The following is a 14,852-nucleotide window of genomic DNA, read 5'->3' on the forward strand; positions in this document are numbered from 1 at the left end:
CAATTCTAGCGATGAGAGGCGCACTTGACCAGCTTTATGCAGGGAAATGCGACGAGTGCTGCGCTATGCTTCGCGCCTTTACGCTTTACCGATTTTCTACAGTCAATAAAACGTCTGTAACAACACGTAAAACAGCGCATGCTGCGCCACAAAGCATAGTGCTTCTTATAAGAAGTCCGAGTCTGAGCAGTAGGAGTTTTTGGATGGGGCAGGCAAGTAGTCAGGTGGCGGTCAGCGAGCATTCGGCGGCGAAGCCGATCGGCATGCTGGTCGCAGCAGTCGGGGTGGTTTATGGCGATATCGGCACGAGCCCGCTGTACACCCTCAAAGAAGTGTTTTCCGGTGGCTATGGCGTGCCGGTCAACCATGACGGCGTGCTGGGCATTCTGGCGCTGATCTTCTGGTCGCTGATCTGGGTCGTCTCGATCAAATACATGATGTTCGTGCTGCGTGCCGACAACCAGGGCGAGGGTGGAATCATGGCCTTGACCGCGCTGGCGCGACGGGCAGCGGCGGGGCATGCTAAGTTGCGTACCTTGCTGGTGGTCTGCGGGCTGATCGGCGCGGCGCTGTTCTATGGCGACAGCATGATCACCCCGGCGATTTCCGTTCTCTCGGCGATTGAAGGCCTTGGGCTGGCATTTGAGGGCATCGACCATTGGGTGGTGCCGCTGTCGTTGATCGTGCTGGTGGCGCTGTTCTTGATTCAGCGTCACGGTACGGCGCGGATCGGCATTCTGTTCGGGCCGATCATGGTCACCTGGTTTCTGGTGCTGGGCGCGCTGGGCGTGTATGGCATCAGTCAGCATCCGGAAGTGTTGCAGGCGATGAATCCGGTGTGGGGCGTACGCTTCTTCATGGTCCACCCGGGCATGGGGATCGCGATTCTTGGCGCCGTGGTGCTGGCCTTGACCGGTGCCGAGGCGTTGTACGCCGACATGGGCCACTTCGGCCGCAAGCCGATCGCCCGAGCCTGGTTCATTCTGGTGCTGCCGGCCCTGGTGCTGAACTACTTCGGTCAGGGCGCGTTGCTGCTCGGTGATCCGGAAGCCGCCCGTAACCCGTTCTACTTGTTGGCACCGAGCTGGGCGCTGATTCCGTTGGTGGGGTTGTCGACCCTGGCCACGGTAATCGCCTCTCAGGCGGTGATTTCTGGGGCGTTCTCCCTGACTCGTCAGGCGATTCAGCTCGGCTACATCCCGCGTATGCACATCCAGCACACGTCCAGTGCCGAGCAAGGCCAGATCTATATTGGCGCGGTGAACTGGGCGCTAATGGTTGGCGTGATCCTGCTGGTGCTGGGCTTCGAGTCCTCCGGCGCGTTGGCTTCGGCCTACGGCGTGGCGGTGACGGGCACAATGCTGATGACCACCATCCTGGTATCGGCGGTGATGTTGCTGTTGTGGAAGTGGCCACCGATCCTCGCTGTTCCGGTGTTGCTGGGTTTCCTGTTGGTAGACGGTCTGTACTTCGCCGCCAACGTGCCGAAAATCATTCAGGGCGGTGCGTTCCCGGTGATTGCCGGTATCGCGCTGTTCGTGTTGATGACCACTTGGAAACGCGGCAAGCAACTGCTGGTGGAGCGAATGGACGAGGGCGGGTTGCCGCTGCCGATCTTCATCAGCAGCATCCGCGTGCAACCGCCGCATCGGGTCCAGGGCACGGCGGTGTTCCTCTCCGCCCGCCCGGACGCCGTGCCTCACGCGCTGTTGCACAACCTGCTGCATAACCAGGTGCTGCACGAACAAGTAGTGTTGCTGACAGTGGTGTACGAAGACATCCCGCGCGTCCCGCCGCAACGGCGTTTCGCGGTCGATTCCTACGGCGAAGGGTTCTTCCGGGTGATCCTGCACTTCGGCTTCACCGACGAGCCGGACGTGCCTGAGGCCTTGAAACTGTGCCATCTGGATGACCTGAATTTCAGCCCGATGCGCACTACCTACTTCCTCAGCCGCGAGACGGTCATCGCCTCCAAACTCGAAGGCATGGCCCGCTGGCGCGAGACGTTGTTCGCCTTCATGTTGAAGAATGCCAACGGCAACCTGCGGTTCTTCAATTTGCCGTTGAATCGGGTGATTGAGTTGGGTACACAAGTCGAGATGTAAGCCACATGAAAAAGCCCCCGTTGTCATGAAGGTAGCGGGGGCTTTTTTGTGTCCGATGACTTGAATCCACGGACAATCCCCTGTGGGAGCGAGCCTGCTCGCGGTGGGGATCTGTCAGCCAACACAGATGTTGAATGTAATGGCCTCATCGCGAGCAGGCTCGCTCCCACAAGGGATCTGCGGTGTTGGCACCTTTACTTGCTTCCAGGCAGCTCTTCTTCGGATTCGGTCTTTGTCCGGGCAGGCCGAGGTGTCAGTACCTTCACCACATCATCAATCACTGCCTTACTCATCGCCGTCAGGTAATGCGCGGCCCAGGCATGGCGGTCGGTGTCTTTTATATAGGCCGCATCCTCGGTAAATGATTTGGCGAGGAACAGCAGGTCGGAGGCTTGTGACAATGCATCAACGATGGGGACGCCGGCGCGGACGTTGAATAATGCCTGATCGGAGCAGTAGATGAGTGGCGTGAAGCCGATGGTTTTTAGTTCTGAAATCGCGGAAGTATCTGTTTTCGTCATGCTCTTACTCCAAGGTTCGAGGAGCCGACACTTTCGTTTCCAAGCGAATAGGTGGCGGCTGTACGCAGGTTGGAAAACCGGGAACCAAGGAACCGGCACACCCGAAGGCGTCCCACGCACAGCCGCCATAACTCAGGATTGCAGTCGTAAAAAACTCTGCAGTCATGATAGGGCGCTGGTGCGCTTTGGTTCGACGGGTTTCCAAGCCCGATCACTGAATGGTCAGTGACGTCCGGAGAGTATCCCGTCGAAGAAAAACGCAACAAGGCGGCAAAGTGCCCAAAAAGGACGATTCGGAGTTTGCCTACAAGGTCTGCGGACGTCATCTGATATTGCGAAACCTTAAGTAAACAAAATTAAACGTAGCGAAAGAATTCACAAGTCGTTCGGCTCATTTTTTGTAGGCATGGAAAAACGCAGGTTGGTAGATTCGCGTTTTTTTTGCAGCTTGCTGTATGTCTAATTCGACGCGATACTCTGCGTAGAACTGTGTGTTCAAATTTGCATGAGTGTGTAGAGAGGTGAGTATGACGGCATTACTGGAGCGTGCTGACCAAGCGATTTCTGTGACGGCAATGGTCAGGGGGTTCAGCGCGAGGCTAAAAGAGATTTCCAGCCGAGCCACTGAGCGGCTGGTCATTTTCAAAGACAATCAGCCGGCAGCGGTCATTATCAATGTCGATGCGTATCAGGAAATGCTCGACGAGCTTGAGGACCTTCGGGTTGAAGCAGCGGCTCGGGAGCGATTGATCGGTTTTGATCAGGCCAAAGCCGTCAGCCACGACGATATGCGGGCGCGGTACGCCAGGAAAGACTGAAGGAGCTGTGGATGGTTTGGGGCGTTATCTATCATCCGGAGGTCCAGAAGGATCTGGATCTGCTGGGAGCTGTGGCGGCGAATCGCATTCTTGATGTTATCGAAGAGCGGATTATCAACGGCGAGCCGGACAAGAGCGGTAAGCCCCTAAGAGCCAGTCTTGCAGGTTGCAGACGGATCCGCACAGGTGACACTCGGATTGTTTATCGAGTCGATGGACAGGCGATCCAGGTTTTGATCGTCGCCGTCGGTGCGCGACGTGATGAAGAGGTTTACGACGCTGCAGAGCGCCGTCTCTAACGACGAAATTCTTGCAGTTAGAGGTTATCCCCTGTGGGAGCGAGCCTGCTCGCGATTGGGGAGCGTCAGCCAACGCACATGTTGAAGGTGACGGCCGCATCGCGAGCAGGCTCGCTCCCACAAGGGATCTGTAACGTCTGTGAGAATGAAAAAAGCCCCCGCAACCATAAGGCTGCGGGGGCTTTTTTGTGAGCGCGGCTCAGATCACTCTTGAGCGGCCGTCTCTTTGGCTTGACGCTTCTCGATGGCATCCACCAACCGCTGTGCCAAAGCCGGGTAGTTCTCGTCGAAGTGATGGCCGCCAGGCAGTTTCATCGCTTCGCCCACGGCGGTTTTGTCGGTGCAGCCGCTCTCGTCGACTTCTTCTTCACCGTAGATGCACACCACTTTTGCGGGGGGCAGCTTGGCCATTTCCGGGCCGGTGACGGCTTCTTTGCCGGCGTTGCCGAGCCAGCCTTCGACTTCGATTTCAAAGCTGCCGGTGCGGGCGAAGGCCAGCAGGATGATTGCGTCGACGCGCTGTTGTTCGGCTTCCGGCAGGCGGTTGTAGATGGCGGGCAGTACGTCGGCGCCGAACGAGTAGCCAGTCAGGATGAAGCGCTTGGTGCCCCATTTCTGTCGGTAGTGCTGCATCAGTTCGGTCAGGTCCAGCGCGCTTTGCTCCGGGCTCTTGTGCTGCCAGTAGTAGCGCAGGGTGTCGATGCCGACCACCGGGTAGCCGATCTTGGCCATCTCGCCGGCTACATCACGGTCCAGGTCGCGCCAGCCGCCGTCGCCGGAAAGGAACAGGGTAACGGTGTCCTTGGCTTGACCGGCCGGGACTTCGACCACCGGGATCTGCAGGCCACCGGCGGCTTTATCGCCGCCGACGAGGATTTTGCGCAGTTCGTTGTTCAGCACTTGCGGCAGGTTGATGTCGTAGTCGCTGATGCTGGTTTCGGCGTTGGGCTGGTCGCGCACGAAGCCGGCGCTGGTGTCGTCGGGGTTGTCGTTCCAGGCCACCAGCCAGTGGCCGTGGGCGGCGGTTTTTGGTAGCAGGTGCGTGCAGCCGGGTTTTTCCAGCGCCAGATCAACCGATATAGCCTGGGCCTTGTCGTCCTTCTGCTCGGCCAGCCAGCGCCACGCCAGCACGGCGCCAGGGCCGATTCCGCTGACCAGGGTAGCCGGGCCTTTGAGTTGCTTGAGACCTGCTTGCAGGGCGCGACCTTGCTGGATGCAGTCCTTGGGCAGGATCACCTGGACGATCTGCGCCGAGCCGCTGCGGCTCAGGGTCAGCAATTGTTTGTCGCTGAGCTTCTGCTCTTCATTGACCGCCACCAGCACCTGGGCGCGCGGTGTGTTGCCGGGGATGACGCGGGTCATCGCGGCGCCATCGGCTGGCGTCAGCAGTTCGAGGGTCGGTTCTGGCGCCGGGCGTTTCAGGTACCAGTAACCGCCACCGACCATCAGGGCCAGCACTACCAGTGTGGCCAGTACGTACCGCAGGGAGCGTTGAATCATCAGCGTTTCACCAATCCAGTCAAGCCGCCTGCAATCAGGGCGGCAGTGTCGGCCAGGGCAACCAGCGGATCGAGTCCGGCGGGCACGGCCATATAACGGGGTTCCCAGTCGGGCTGGAACTTGTCTTTGAAGCGGCGCAAACCTTGGAAGTTGTACAGCTGCTCACCACGGCGGAATACCATCGAGCCCAGGCGTTGGGTCAGTGGTGCGCCGCGCCGGGGTTGTAACCCCGACAACGGCACCATGCCCAGGCTGAAGCGCGCGTATCCATGATTTTTATAATGTTGAATAAGGCCGACCATCATGAACTCCATGGTCAGCTTGGGGGCGTCGGGGTGCGCGCGCATCAGGTCGAGGCTGGCCAGATCATGGCCGTAGGTCTCGAGCAGGTTGGCGAACGCCACCGGGCGCCCTTCGAAACGAATCACCGCGACACGGAAGTGCTTGAGGTAATCATCACTGAAACGCCCGAGCGAGAAGCCTTTCTCGCGCACGTTCTTGCCGGTCAGCCAGGCGTCCGAAATAGCCTTGAGCTCATCCATCGGCGCTTGCCCCGGCTCATGGATCTCCAGCGACAGACCGTCACGGGTGCCGCGGTTCCAGGTGTAGCGCAGGTCCTTCATCTCTTTGCCTTTGGCTTCGAGATCAAAGCGGTGCAGATCGACCCGGGCTTCTTCGCCGAGCTTGATCGCGGTCAGGCCGATGTCCATGTAATACGGCAGATTCTCCGCGCGCACTTGATAGAACACGGGGCGGGCGTGGTGGATATCGCAGAGGTCGCGGAACTGCCAGATCATTTCCGCCCGTTGCTGGCTCGGGCCGATCGGGTCATACAACGCGACCAGGCTGCGGCCACGGCGGGCGTACATCAGAAACGCCTCGTCGTTGGGGTGAAACAGCAGCGCCTTGTCACCGGTCAGGGCCAGGCCGCCATCCGGTTGGGCCGAGGCCATGAGAATCTTTACCGCGCGGTCCAGTTCATCGGGCGTTGGCAGATGGATCACCGGGCGTGCGGTGCGCAGCAGCCAGGTCAGGGACACCACCACCAGCAGGACCGCGGCGCCGAGCAGCGAGCGCAGGCCTCGCGGGGCATCGGCGTCGAGGGTGAACTGCCACCAGAGTTGATGGCTGTAGGGAACGTCCTGATAGGCGAACAGCAGCAACCAGATCGATGCGCCGAGTACGCAGAGGCTGGCCACCAGGTACAGCGGCGAAAACGGCACTTCGGTCAGGCGACTGGGGCGATAGAACGAGCGCCGGAAAACCCCCAGCAAACTCGCCGTGAGGGTCATCAGGCAAGCCTCTTCCCAGTCGAACCCTTTAAGCAGAGAGAGCAGGGCGCCGACCAACAACAGAATGGTGGTCAGCATCCATGCGGCTGACAGGCGGCGACGCAGCCCTTGAGCCAGCAGCAGGCAAAGCACGCCTACAAGGCTGGCGCCAAAGTGCGAGGCGTCGACCAGTCGATGTGGTATCAGAAAACCGATGTGTTCAAGGCGGGTATCGATCTCCGGCGTCACGCCGGAAAACAGCAGCACAACGCCGGACAAAAACACCAGCACCGCCAGAATCGGCGCGGCCAAACCAGATGCTGCACGCAGGGACTGGCGAGTCTGAAACAGGCGCTGACCTTCATTGACCAGCAGCAGTACGCACGCCACCAGCAGCGGCAACACCACGTAGATCAGGCGGTAGAGCAGCAGCGCAGCAGCCAGTGGCGCGGCGCCGAGCTTGTCGGCGAAGGCGGCCAGCAAAATCGCTTCGAACACCCCGACACCACCCGGTACATGGCTGAGCACGCCAGCGGCCAAGGCCAATAGATAAACCAGCAGGAACGCACCGAAGGGCGGCGCTTCCGGCAGCAACAGATAAAGCACGGTCGCGGCGGCGGCCACGTCCAGAGCGGTGATGACCAATTGCAGGAGCGTCAGGCGACGACCCGGCAGGCGCAAGGTGCGGCGACCGACCTTGACCAGCAGGTTGTCGGGATAAGGCTGTTCCGGCAAGCGGCGGCGATAGATGCCGATGGCCAGCACTGTTGAAAGCAGCAGCACGGCCACCGCAATCGCACCCAGCAATGTCTCGGAGAAACCCAGGGCCACGGAGGCGGCAGACAGGTTGCTGAGGGTGGCGAGGGCGGCCAGGGGCGGAAGGGCGCAGCCAAGCGAGAGGCTGGCAAACAAGGTCATGTGCGCGACTTCCGACGCCCCCACACCATGACGTGCATATAAACGGTAGCGAACCGAGCCGCCTGACAGCAGCGACAGGCCGATAGCATTGCCAATGGCAAATGCAGTGAAGCCGCCCAATGCCAATATTCGCGGCGCCAGCGTCACGCCGGCATAACGGCTGGCCGACCATTCGTAACCCAGCAGAATGATGAAGCCGATGACGGTCGCGCCGAGCGCACCCAGCAAGGCCGGTTTCGGCACTTCCAGAATCGAGTCGTGCAGCGCGTACAGATCGAGTTCGCTCAGCAGGTGACGACAGGCAATCAGCGCGATGGCGAACAAGAGCAAAGTGACTGCCAGCCCGATGGGCTGACGGTATTTGCTGATTCGATCAAGCAAGCGTAAACGTTCGGCTTTGATCGGTTGTGTCGCTGTGACGGTGTCTTGTGAATCAGACGAGTTGGCGCGCATCAATCACCTCTTGGATTGTGCGCGACAGGATGGAGGTATCCAGCCAAGTTACCAATCCCTGTGGAAAAAAATAATCACAAATATTAACGCCTCTCACCGGATGTGGGCGATGGGCGCGTTATCAGTCGTAGAGGGTTCTGTCTGCGGATCAGCCTGGACTGAACTCACAGTCCGGCGATTCCGAACGGCTCACTGCACAGTGACAGATCATTGTTGCGAAAGGACTTTTTCAGCAGATACAAAAAAGGCCACTCTTTCGAGTAGCCTTTTTTGATGTTTGGTTGCGGGAGCCGGATTTGAACCGACGACCTTCGGGTTATGAGCCCGACGAGCTACCAGACTGCTCCATCCCGCGTCTGTGTGGCGGCATTCTACAGGCGAACGCCGGAGTGTCAACCGTTAATCCCAGTATGGCTCAAATAAGTTTAAAACGACGGCGAATGGTCGAAGGGAAGACCTAAGTTTCGGAATCAGAACGATTTCTTGTTTCTGTGCGGTAAGGCATAGACCGCTGATTTTTTATAAAACAGACACGCACAAAAAAGGCCACTCTTTCGAGTAGCCTTTTTTGATGTTTGGTTGCGGGAGCCGGATTTGAACCGACGACCTTCGGGTTATGAGCCCGACGAGCTACCAGACTGCTCCATCCCGCGTCTGTGTGTCGGCATTCTACAGAGGATCGCAGGCCTGTCAACCTTCAATCTCGATAAAACCTGTTCCTGTTCAAGCGCTTAGGTGAAACAAGGAGCGGCTGATCGGCCTGAAAGGCAGGCAGGGCAAGGGTTTTGGCTCTATCGAGATGGCTCTTTCGATTGAGAAAATAAATCTCCGGTACTTTTCCTACAAAGGAAAAAGAACATTCAGAGTACTGGTGCTATATACAGGTGTCAGTGAGATACTGCCGATATGACTCACCCACACCTCATTTCTTCGCCATGAACACTGCTTTTATATGACGCAGCGAAAAATCATCCACGTCGATTGTGACTGTTTCTACGCCGCTATCGAGATGCGTGACGACCCGCGCCTGGCCGGTAAGCCATTGGCGGTGGGCGGCTCGGCGGATCGGCGTGGGGTGATTGCCACCTGTAACTATGAAGCGCGGGCTTATGGCGTTCGCTCGGCCATGTCTTCCGGACATGCCTTGAAACTCTGTCCGGACCTGACCATCGTCAAGCCGCGCATGGAGGCCTATCGAGAAGCATCGAAGGAAATTCATACGATCTTTCGCGATTACACCGACCTGATCGAGCCGCTTTCCCTGGATGAGGCCTACCTCGACGTGTCGGACAGCGCGCATTTTGGCGGCAGCGCCACGCGAATCGCCCAGGACATTCGCCGCCGGGTCTCCAATCAGTTGCACATCACCGTGTCGGCCGGCGTGGCGCCGAACAAGTTTCTCGCCAAGATCGCTAGTGACTGGAAGAAGCCTAACGGCTTGTTCGTGATCACGCCGGATCAGGTGGAAGACTTTGTCAGTGGTTTGCCAGTGAGCAAGCTGCACGGTGTCGGCAAAGTGACCGCCGACAAACTCGGCAGGCTTGGCATCGTCGATTGCTCGCATTTGCGCGAATGGGACAAGTTGGCGCTGGTGCGCGAATTCGGCAGCTTTGGCGAGCGGCTCTGGAGCCTGGCCCGGGGGATCGATGAGCGGTTGGTGCATAACGACAGTCGGCGGCAATCAATCAGCGTCGAAAATACCTACGACACGGATCTGCCGGATCTGGTGAGTTGTCTGGATAAATTGCCCGAGTTGCTGGAATCCCTGAATGGCCGCATGGCGCGGATCGATAGCAGCTATCGACCGGGCAAGCCGTTCGTCAAAGTGAAATTCCATGACTTTACCCAGACTACTTTGGAGCAGTCCGGGGCAGGGCGGGATCTGGGGAGTTATCAGTTGCTGCTGACCCAAGCCTTTAACCGTGGTGGGAAACCGGTGCGGTTGTTGGGGGTTGGGGTGAGGCTGGAGGATTTGCGGGGCGGGTTTGAGCAGATGGAGTTGTTTGAGCGTTGAGATTTAAGATCAAAAGATCGCAGCCTGCGGCAGCTCCTACGCGCCTGTGGGCGCCGCCGAAGGCTGCGATCTTTTAAGAGGATTTAATTGGGTCCCGGATCCGCCACCAGTCGTCCGGCATCCTTGGTCAATGACTTGAGGAATTCGGTCTGCAACTCGGGATCGTTGCGGGTCAGTTCGATCAGGCTCTGTTCCAGCTCGCTGGCTTCTTCTTCCAGACCCAGTTCCGACAGGCGTTTGACCCGGTGTACCCACTGGCTCACTTCGTCGTCTTCGAGGTCGTCGTAAATCAACCCATGCGCTTCGAGCAGCTTGCCGCGCAAGTTGCTGCTGATCGCCAGGGACGAGTCGGTGTGCACATCGTCCTTGTTGTCCTCGACACTGATCTGCAGCTTGCCCAGATGATTGAGCTCATGTTCGGCGAACGGGCTGTCCAGCAGGTTCAGGCGCAACACGCCGTTACGGTCGGTGGTCAGTTCGAAGGTGTTCTTGCCCGCCTTGACCTGCACCGGGCGCTCGCTCCACGGCAGGCTCGAGTATTCCGTGCGCTTGTCGCGCTGGACTTCGTCGATACCCGCCAGGTTCTGTTGCGCCCGACCATGGGACTGCGCGTTCATGAACGGGTTGAGCCCGGCGAAACCATAGCTGAGCCAGTCCTTCGTCACGCTGTCCGGCAGATTGCCGAGGGCGAACACGTTGACCACGTTCGCACCGACACCGGCCACCACGGCCACCGCGCCCAGCGGGATCTCATAGACCTCCCTCCAGGGTTGGTAAGGCGTATAGCGATCGTAGTGACGCGTGACTTCGAACTCGGTGACTTCGAAAGTCTTCTGCTCGTGGATTTTCACCCGACGTTGTGGCAGCTCAAGCACCTTGGGCTCGCCGACATCGATCTGCAGGCTGTGATCGAGCAATTTGCGCTCGACCCGCTCCTCGTGCTCGTTGCGTTGTGACATCTGATTGGCACAGCCGCTGACCAGCAGGGCGCCGCACAAGGCGGCGCCACCGAGGCCTAAGGTGTTTCGCTTGAACATGACGTCTCTATCTGGTGTCAGCGGCGGATACGGGCCTGGAGGAAAGACAGCACGTCAGCGACCGGCAGCGCTTGCGCCTCGGCCTCTGTGCGGCTCTTGTATTCCAGATTGCCGTCGGCGAGGCCGCGGTCACTGACCACGATCCGGTGTGGAATGCCGATCAGCTCCATGTCCGCGAACTTGATGCCCGGGCTGGTTTTCTTGTCGCGGTCGTCCAGCAGCACGTCGAAGCCGGCGGCAGTCAGTTCTGCGTAAAGCTTGTCGGTGGCTTCGCGAACCTGTTCGGTTTCGTAGCGCAGCGGAACCAGGGCAACCTGGAACGGAGCCAGAGCGTCGCTCCAGATAATCCCGTTCTCGTCGTTGTTCTGTTCGATGGCAGCCGCCACTACACGAGATACGCCAATGCCATAGCAGCCCATTTCCAGGGTGACCGGCTTGCCGTTCTCGCCCAGCACTTCGCACTTCATTGCTTTGCTGTACTTGTTGCCCAGCTGGAAGATGTGCCCGACTTCGATGCCGCGCTTGATTTCCAGGGTGCCTTTGCCGTCAGGGCTCGGATCACCGGCCACGACATTGCGCAGGTCGGCAACGGTCGGAACCGGCAGATCACGTTCCCAGTTCACGCCGAAGTAGTGCTTGTCGTCGATGTTGGCACCGATGCCGAAGTCGCTCATCAGCTCGACGGAACGGTCGATGATGATCGGCAGTGGCAGGTTCAACGGGCCAAGAGAACCGGCGCCGGCGCCAATGGCGTCGCGCAGTTCGGCTTCGGAAGCCATGACCAGCGGGCTGGCAACGCCAGGCTGGTTGGCGGCCTTGATTTCGTTCAGCTCGTGATCGCCACGGATGATCAGGGCAATCAGTTTGCCTTTCTCTTCAGCGTGCACCACCAGGGTCTTGATGGTTTTTTCGATCGGCAGATTGAAGCCTTCGACCAGTTGCGCAATGGTCTTGGCGTTCGGCGTGTCGACCAGGCGCAGCTCCTCGGTAGGCGCGGCACGAGAGGTTTCGCGCGGTACGGCTTCGGCCTTTTCGATGTTCGCTGCGTAGTCGGAACCGTTGCTGAAGACGATGTCGTCTTCGCCGGATTCGGCCAGCACGTGGAACTCGTGGGAGCCGGCACCACCGATCGAGCCGTTGTCGGCTTCAACCGGGCGGAACTTCAGGCCCAAGCGAGTGAACACGTTGCAGTACGCCTGATGCATGCGGTCGTAGGTGATCTGCAGCGAAGGCTGATCAGCGTGGAACGAATAGGCGTCCTTCATGATGAATTCGCGGCCGCGCATCAAACCGAAGCGTGGGCGGATTTCGTCACGGAATTTGGTCTGGATTTGATACAGGTTGATCGGCAGCTGTTTATAGCTGCTCAGCTCGTTGCGCATCAGGTCGGTGATGACTTCTTCGTGAGTCGGGCCGGCACAGAAGTCGCGACCGTGGCGATCCTTGAAGCGCAGCAATTCCGGGCCGTATTCTTCCCAGCGACCGGATTCCTGCCACAGTTCAGCCGGTTGAGTGCTCGGCATCAACACTTCGAGAGAGCCAGCGGCGTTCATTTCTTCACGCACGATGGCTTCAACCTTGCGCATCACTCGCAAGCCCATGGGCAGCCAGGTGTACAGGCCCGAGGCGAGTTTGCGGATCATGCCGGCGCGCAGCATCAGCTGATGGCTGATGACGACCGCGTCGGAAGGCGTTTCTTTCTGTGTGGCGAGCAAAAATTGACTGGTGCGCATGGTTGGCCGTTGTCGGTTGCTGATGACGAGAAATGACGGAACATTGTACGGGCGAGATCCGCTGGCGTACAGGCGTGCGGCCGGCAGTGTCGCAGAGGGCGAGAATCTGCCCCCTCTGCGATGCTTCTGGCATCAAGTGCCTACTATTTTTCAAATGCCTACGATTCTTCCGCGACCTGGGACTGTACCGGCTCCGGCGTCGGTGTCGGGCCCGCTCGGCGGTTTTCCTGGAACCAGTGCAGGGCGATCAGCACCAAGGTCGGAACACCCAGCAGGGCAGTGATCAGGAAGAAGTTGTGATAGCCGAATTTTTCCACCATGACCCCGGAGTAGCCGCCGATCAGGCGGGGCAGCAGGAGCATGATCGAGCTGAGCAGGGCGTACTGGGTGGCGGAGAACTTGAGATTGGTCAGGCTCGACAGGTAAGCGACAAATGCTGAAGTCGCCAGCCCCGAGCTGAAGTTATCCAGAGAGATGGTGGCGATCAGCATCTGCAGATCGGCCCCCATATCCGTAAGCACCAGGAACAGCAGGTTGGTACCGGCCGATGCAACGCCGCCAATGAACAGGATAGGCAGGATGCCGAAGCGCACGATCAGCAGGCCGCCCATGCCGGCGCCGACCAGTGTCATGATCAGGCCGAAAATCTTGCTGACGCTGGCAATCTGATCCTTGGTGAACCCCTGGTCGATGTAGAACACGTTGGCCATCACGCCCATGACCGTATCGGACATCCGGTAGGTGGCGATCAGCCCGAGCAGCAGCAGGGCTTGCCAGCGGTAACGCAGGATGAAGTCGTTGACCGGTGTCAGCACCGGGGCCAAGCCACGGCGGCCCATGGCCGACAGGCACAGGCCGGTAAGCGTGATATAGAGAATCGCCCGCAGGAACGCACGGTCTTCGAGCAGCAGGTCCAGTACGCTGACGCCGTTGAACAGTACGCTGGCGAAGTCAGTGTTGTAGAGCTGGGTGAACATGGCCGGTACGGACACCAGCAGCACGATCAGCACGAACACCGACGCCAATTGGTGCACAAAGCTGTAGCGTCCGGCCTGTAATTGAGTACGCAGAGGCACCGGTGGTTCGCGCATGAACAGGGTGGTCAGCAGCGCCGGGATCATCAAGACGCCGAACAGCACGTAGGTGCCGGTCCACGCCGCATGCTTATAGTTGAAGCCAGTGGAGCCGAAGCCTTCGGCGAAGAACAGTGCGCCGGCCGTCGCCAGCAGGGCCGCGACCCGATAACCGGCCATGTAACTGGCCGCCAGCGCGGCTTGGCGGGTTTCGTCGGCGATTTCCAGGCGATAAGCGTCGACGGCGATGTCTTGCGTCGCCGAGGCGAAGGCCACGACCACGGCGATCGCGATCAACCAGGACAGGTGCTTTTGCGGGTCGCAGAATCCCATGCCGATCAGGCCAAGGATGACGAGTGCCTGGGCCAGTACCAGCCAGGAGCGTCGTCGACCAAGCTTGCCAAGAAATGGCAGGCGCCATTGGTCGAGCAGCGGGGACCAGACCCATTTAAAGGCGTAGGCCAGGCCGATCAGGCTTGCATAGCCGATGGTTTCGCGGGCCACACCGGCCTCGCGCAGCCAGACTGAAAGCGTCGAAAACACCAGCATGTAGGGCAAGCCGGCGGCGAAACCAAGCAGCAACAGCACGAGCGTCGAGGGGCTGGCATAGGCGGCGAGCGCGGCGCGCCAGGTTTTACGGGGCATGGGCTGGAGTCTGCCTCAAGGATTACGGAAACAAAGCGCGCACTCTAACCGCTGTGCTCTACCGGGCGCCACCCATGGCGCTGAATATCAACACGATTGTTCAGGACACTGATGCCTTCCATGCGCAATCGGGCCCGTTGTTCGTCCCCCGAAGGGCTGCCCACGGGCAGGCTGATCCGACCGCCGGCACCCAGTACCCGGTGCCAGGGAAGTTTGGTGTCACCGGGCAATTGGCTCAGTGTTCGCCCGACCCAGCGGGCAGCACGACCCAGTCCGGCTAGCTCGGCGAGCTGGCCGTAACTCACGACTTTGCCCTCGGGCACTTGCGCCAGGGTCAGGTAGAGCGCCGTGCGTCGGATTTGCGCTGCGCTTTCGGTTTCAGCGGTTGAATCGGTCACGTCCCGGGCTTCCTGAAAAAATGCGCAATTGACCGTCTGTAGAGTAAATCCAGGATCGCCGATTGAG

The 14,852-nt window shown here is 59.4% G+C and carries 11 protein-coding genes and 2 tRNA genes; 4 read left to right on the forward strand and 9 right to left on the reverse strand.

All coding sequences use genetic code 11. From position 1 onward, the window contains the following. Positions 1 to 203: 203 nt before the first annotated feature. The gene (locus ACZ89R_RS24120) at positions 204 to 2,105 is read left to right on the forward strand and encodes a potassium transporter Kup (protein ID WP_429544369.1); all 1,902 of its coding nucleotides are present in this window, start codon (positions 204 to 206) and stop codon (positions 2,103 to 2,105) included. A 194-nt stretch (positions 2,106 to 2,299) separates the two neighbouring features. On the opposite strand, the gene ACZ89R_RS24125 is transcribed toward ACZ89R_RS24120, so the two are convergent. Continuing rightward, the gene (locus tag ACZ89R_RS24125) at positions 2,300 to 2,626 is read right to left on the reverse strand and encodes a DUF3077 domain-containing protein (protein WP_429544368.1); all 327 of its coding nucleotides are present in this window, start codon (positions 2,624 to 2,626) and stop codon (positions 2,300 to 2,302) included. 527 nt (positions 2,627 to 3,153) lie between these two features. On the opposite strand from ACZ89R_RS24125, the gene ACZ89R_RS24130 reads away from it, so the two are divergent. Both ACZ89R_RS24130 and ACZ89R_RS24135 read left to right on the forward strand, forming a co-directional pair. Then, positions 3,154 to 3,444, forward strand: a complete 291-nt coding sequence (locus ACZ89R_RS24130; RefSeq protein WP_007904631.1) for a Phd-YefM — start codon at positions 3,154 to 3,156, stop codon at positions 3,442 to 3,444. An 11-nt stretch (positions 3,445 to 3,455) separates the two neighbouring features. Beyond that, positions 3,456 to 3,743, forward strand: a complete 288-nt coding sequence (locus ACZ89R_RS24135; protein WP_123360592.1) for a type II toxin-antitoxin system RelE family toxin — start codon at positions 3,456 to 3,458, stop codon at positions 3,741 to 3,743. Between the two features lie 204 nt (positions 3,744 to 3,947). On the opposite strand, the gene ACZ89R_RS24140 is transcribed toward ACZ89R_RS24135, so the two are convergent. From ACZ89R_RS24140 to ACZ89R_RS24155, 4 genes are all read right to left on the reverse strand, one after another. Then, positions 3,948 to 5,243 (reverse strand): virulence factor family protein, encoded by a 1,296-nt coding sequence (locus ACZ89R_RS24140; RefSeq protein WP_429544367.1) that lies wholly within the window; start codon positions 5,241 to 5,243, stop codon positions 3,948 to 3,950. Then, the gene (mprF, locus tag ACZ89R_RS24145) at positions 5,243 to 7,885 is read right to left on the reverse strand and encodes a bifunctional lysylphosphatidylglycerol flippase/synthetase MprF (protein WP_429544366.1); all 2,643 of its coding nucleotides are present in this window, start codon (positions 7,883 to 7,885) and stop codon (positions 5,243 to 5,245) included. Before mprF ends, ACZ89R_RS24140 begins: the two co-directional genes overlap by 1 nt. Before the next feature lie 278 nt (positions 7,886 to 8,163). Further along, positions 8,164 to 8,240, reverse strand: a tRNA-Met gene (locus ACZ89R_RS24150). A gap of 221 nt (positions 8,241 to 8,461) precedes the next feature. After that, a tRNA-Met gene (locus tag ACZ89R_RS24155) sits at positions 8,462 to 8,538 on the reverse strand. 299 nt (positions 8,539 to 8,837) lie between these two features. On the opposite strand from ACZ89R_RS24155, the gene dinB reads away from it, so the two are divergent. After that, entirely contained in the window at positions 8,838 to 9,899 is a 1,062-nt protein-coding gene (gene dinB, locus ACZ89R_RS24160; RefSeq protein WP_429544365.1) for a DNA polymerase IV, read from the forward strand. Between the two features lie 83 nt (positions 9,900 to 9,982). On the opposite strand, the gene ACZ89R_RS24165 is transcribed toward dinB, so the two are convergent. From ACZ89R_RS24165 to ACZ89R_RS24180, 4 genes are all read right to left on the reverse strand, one after another. Further along, a complete protein-coding gene (locus tag ACZ89R_RS24165) occupies positions 9,983 to 10,936 on the reverse strand; it encodes a hypothetical protein (RefSeq protein WP_123499330.1) in 954 nt (317 codons plus the stop codon). A gap of 17 nt (positions 10,937 to 10,953) precedes the next feature. Next, positions 10,954 to 12,669: a proline--tRNA ligase gene (locus ACZ89R_RS24170; protein ID WP_401175830.1), complete on the reverse strand. Its 1,716-nt coding sequence runs from the start codon at positions 12,667 to 12,669 to the stop codon at positions 10,954 to 10,956. 158 nt (positions 12,670 to 12,827) lie between these two features. Continuing rightward, entirely contained in the window at positions 12,828 to 14,387 is a 1,560-nt protein-coding gene (locus ACZ89R_RS24175; RefSeq protein ID WP_123499326.1) for an AmpG family muropeptide MFS transporter, read from the reverse strand. 44 nt (positions 14,388 to 14,431) lie between these two features. Continuing rightward, on the reverse strand, positions 14,432 to 14,785 hold the full coding sequence (locus tag ACZ89R_RS24180) for an MGMT family protein (RefSeq protein ID WP_007940587.1): 354 nt from the start codon (positions 14,783 to 14,785) through the stop codon (positions 14,432 to 14,434). Between the last annotated feature and the right edge of the window lie 67 nt (positions 14,786 to 14,852).

Source organism: Pseudomonas sp. TE3728 (assembly GCF_056279145.1).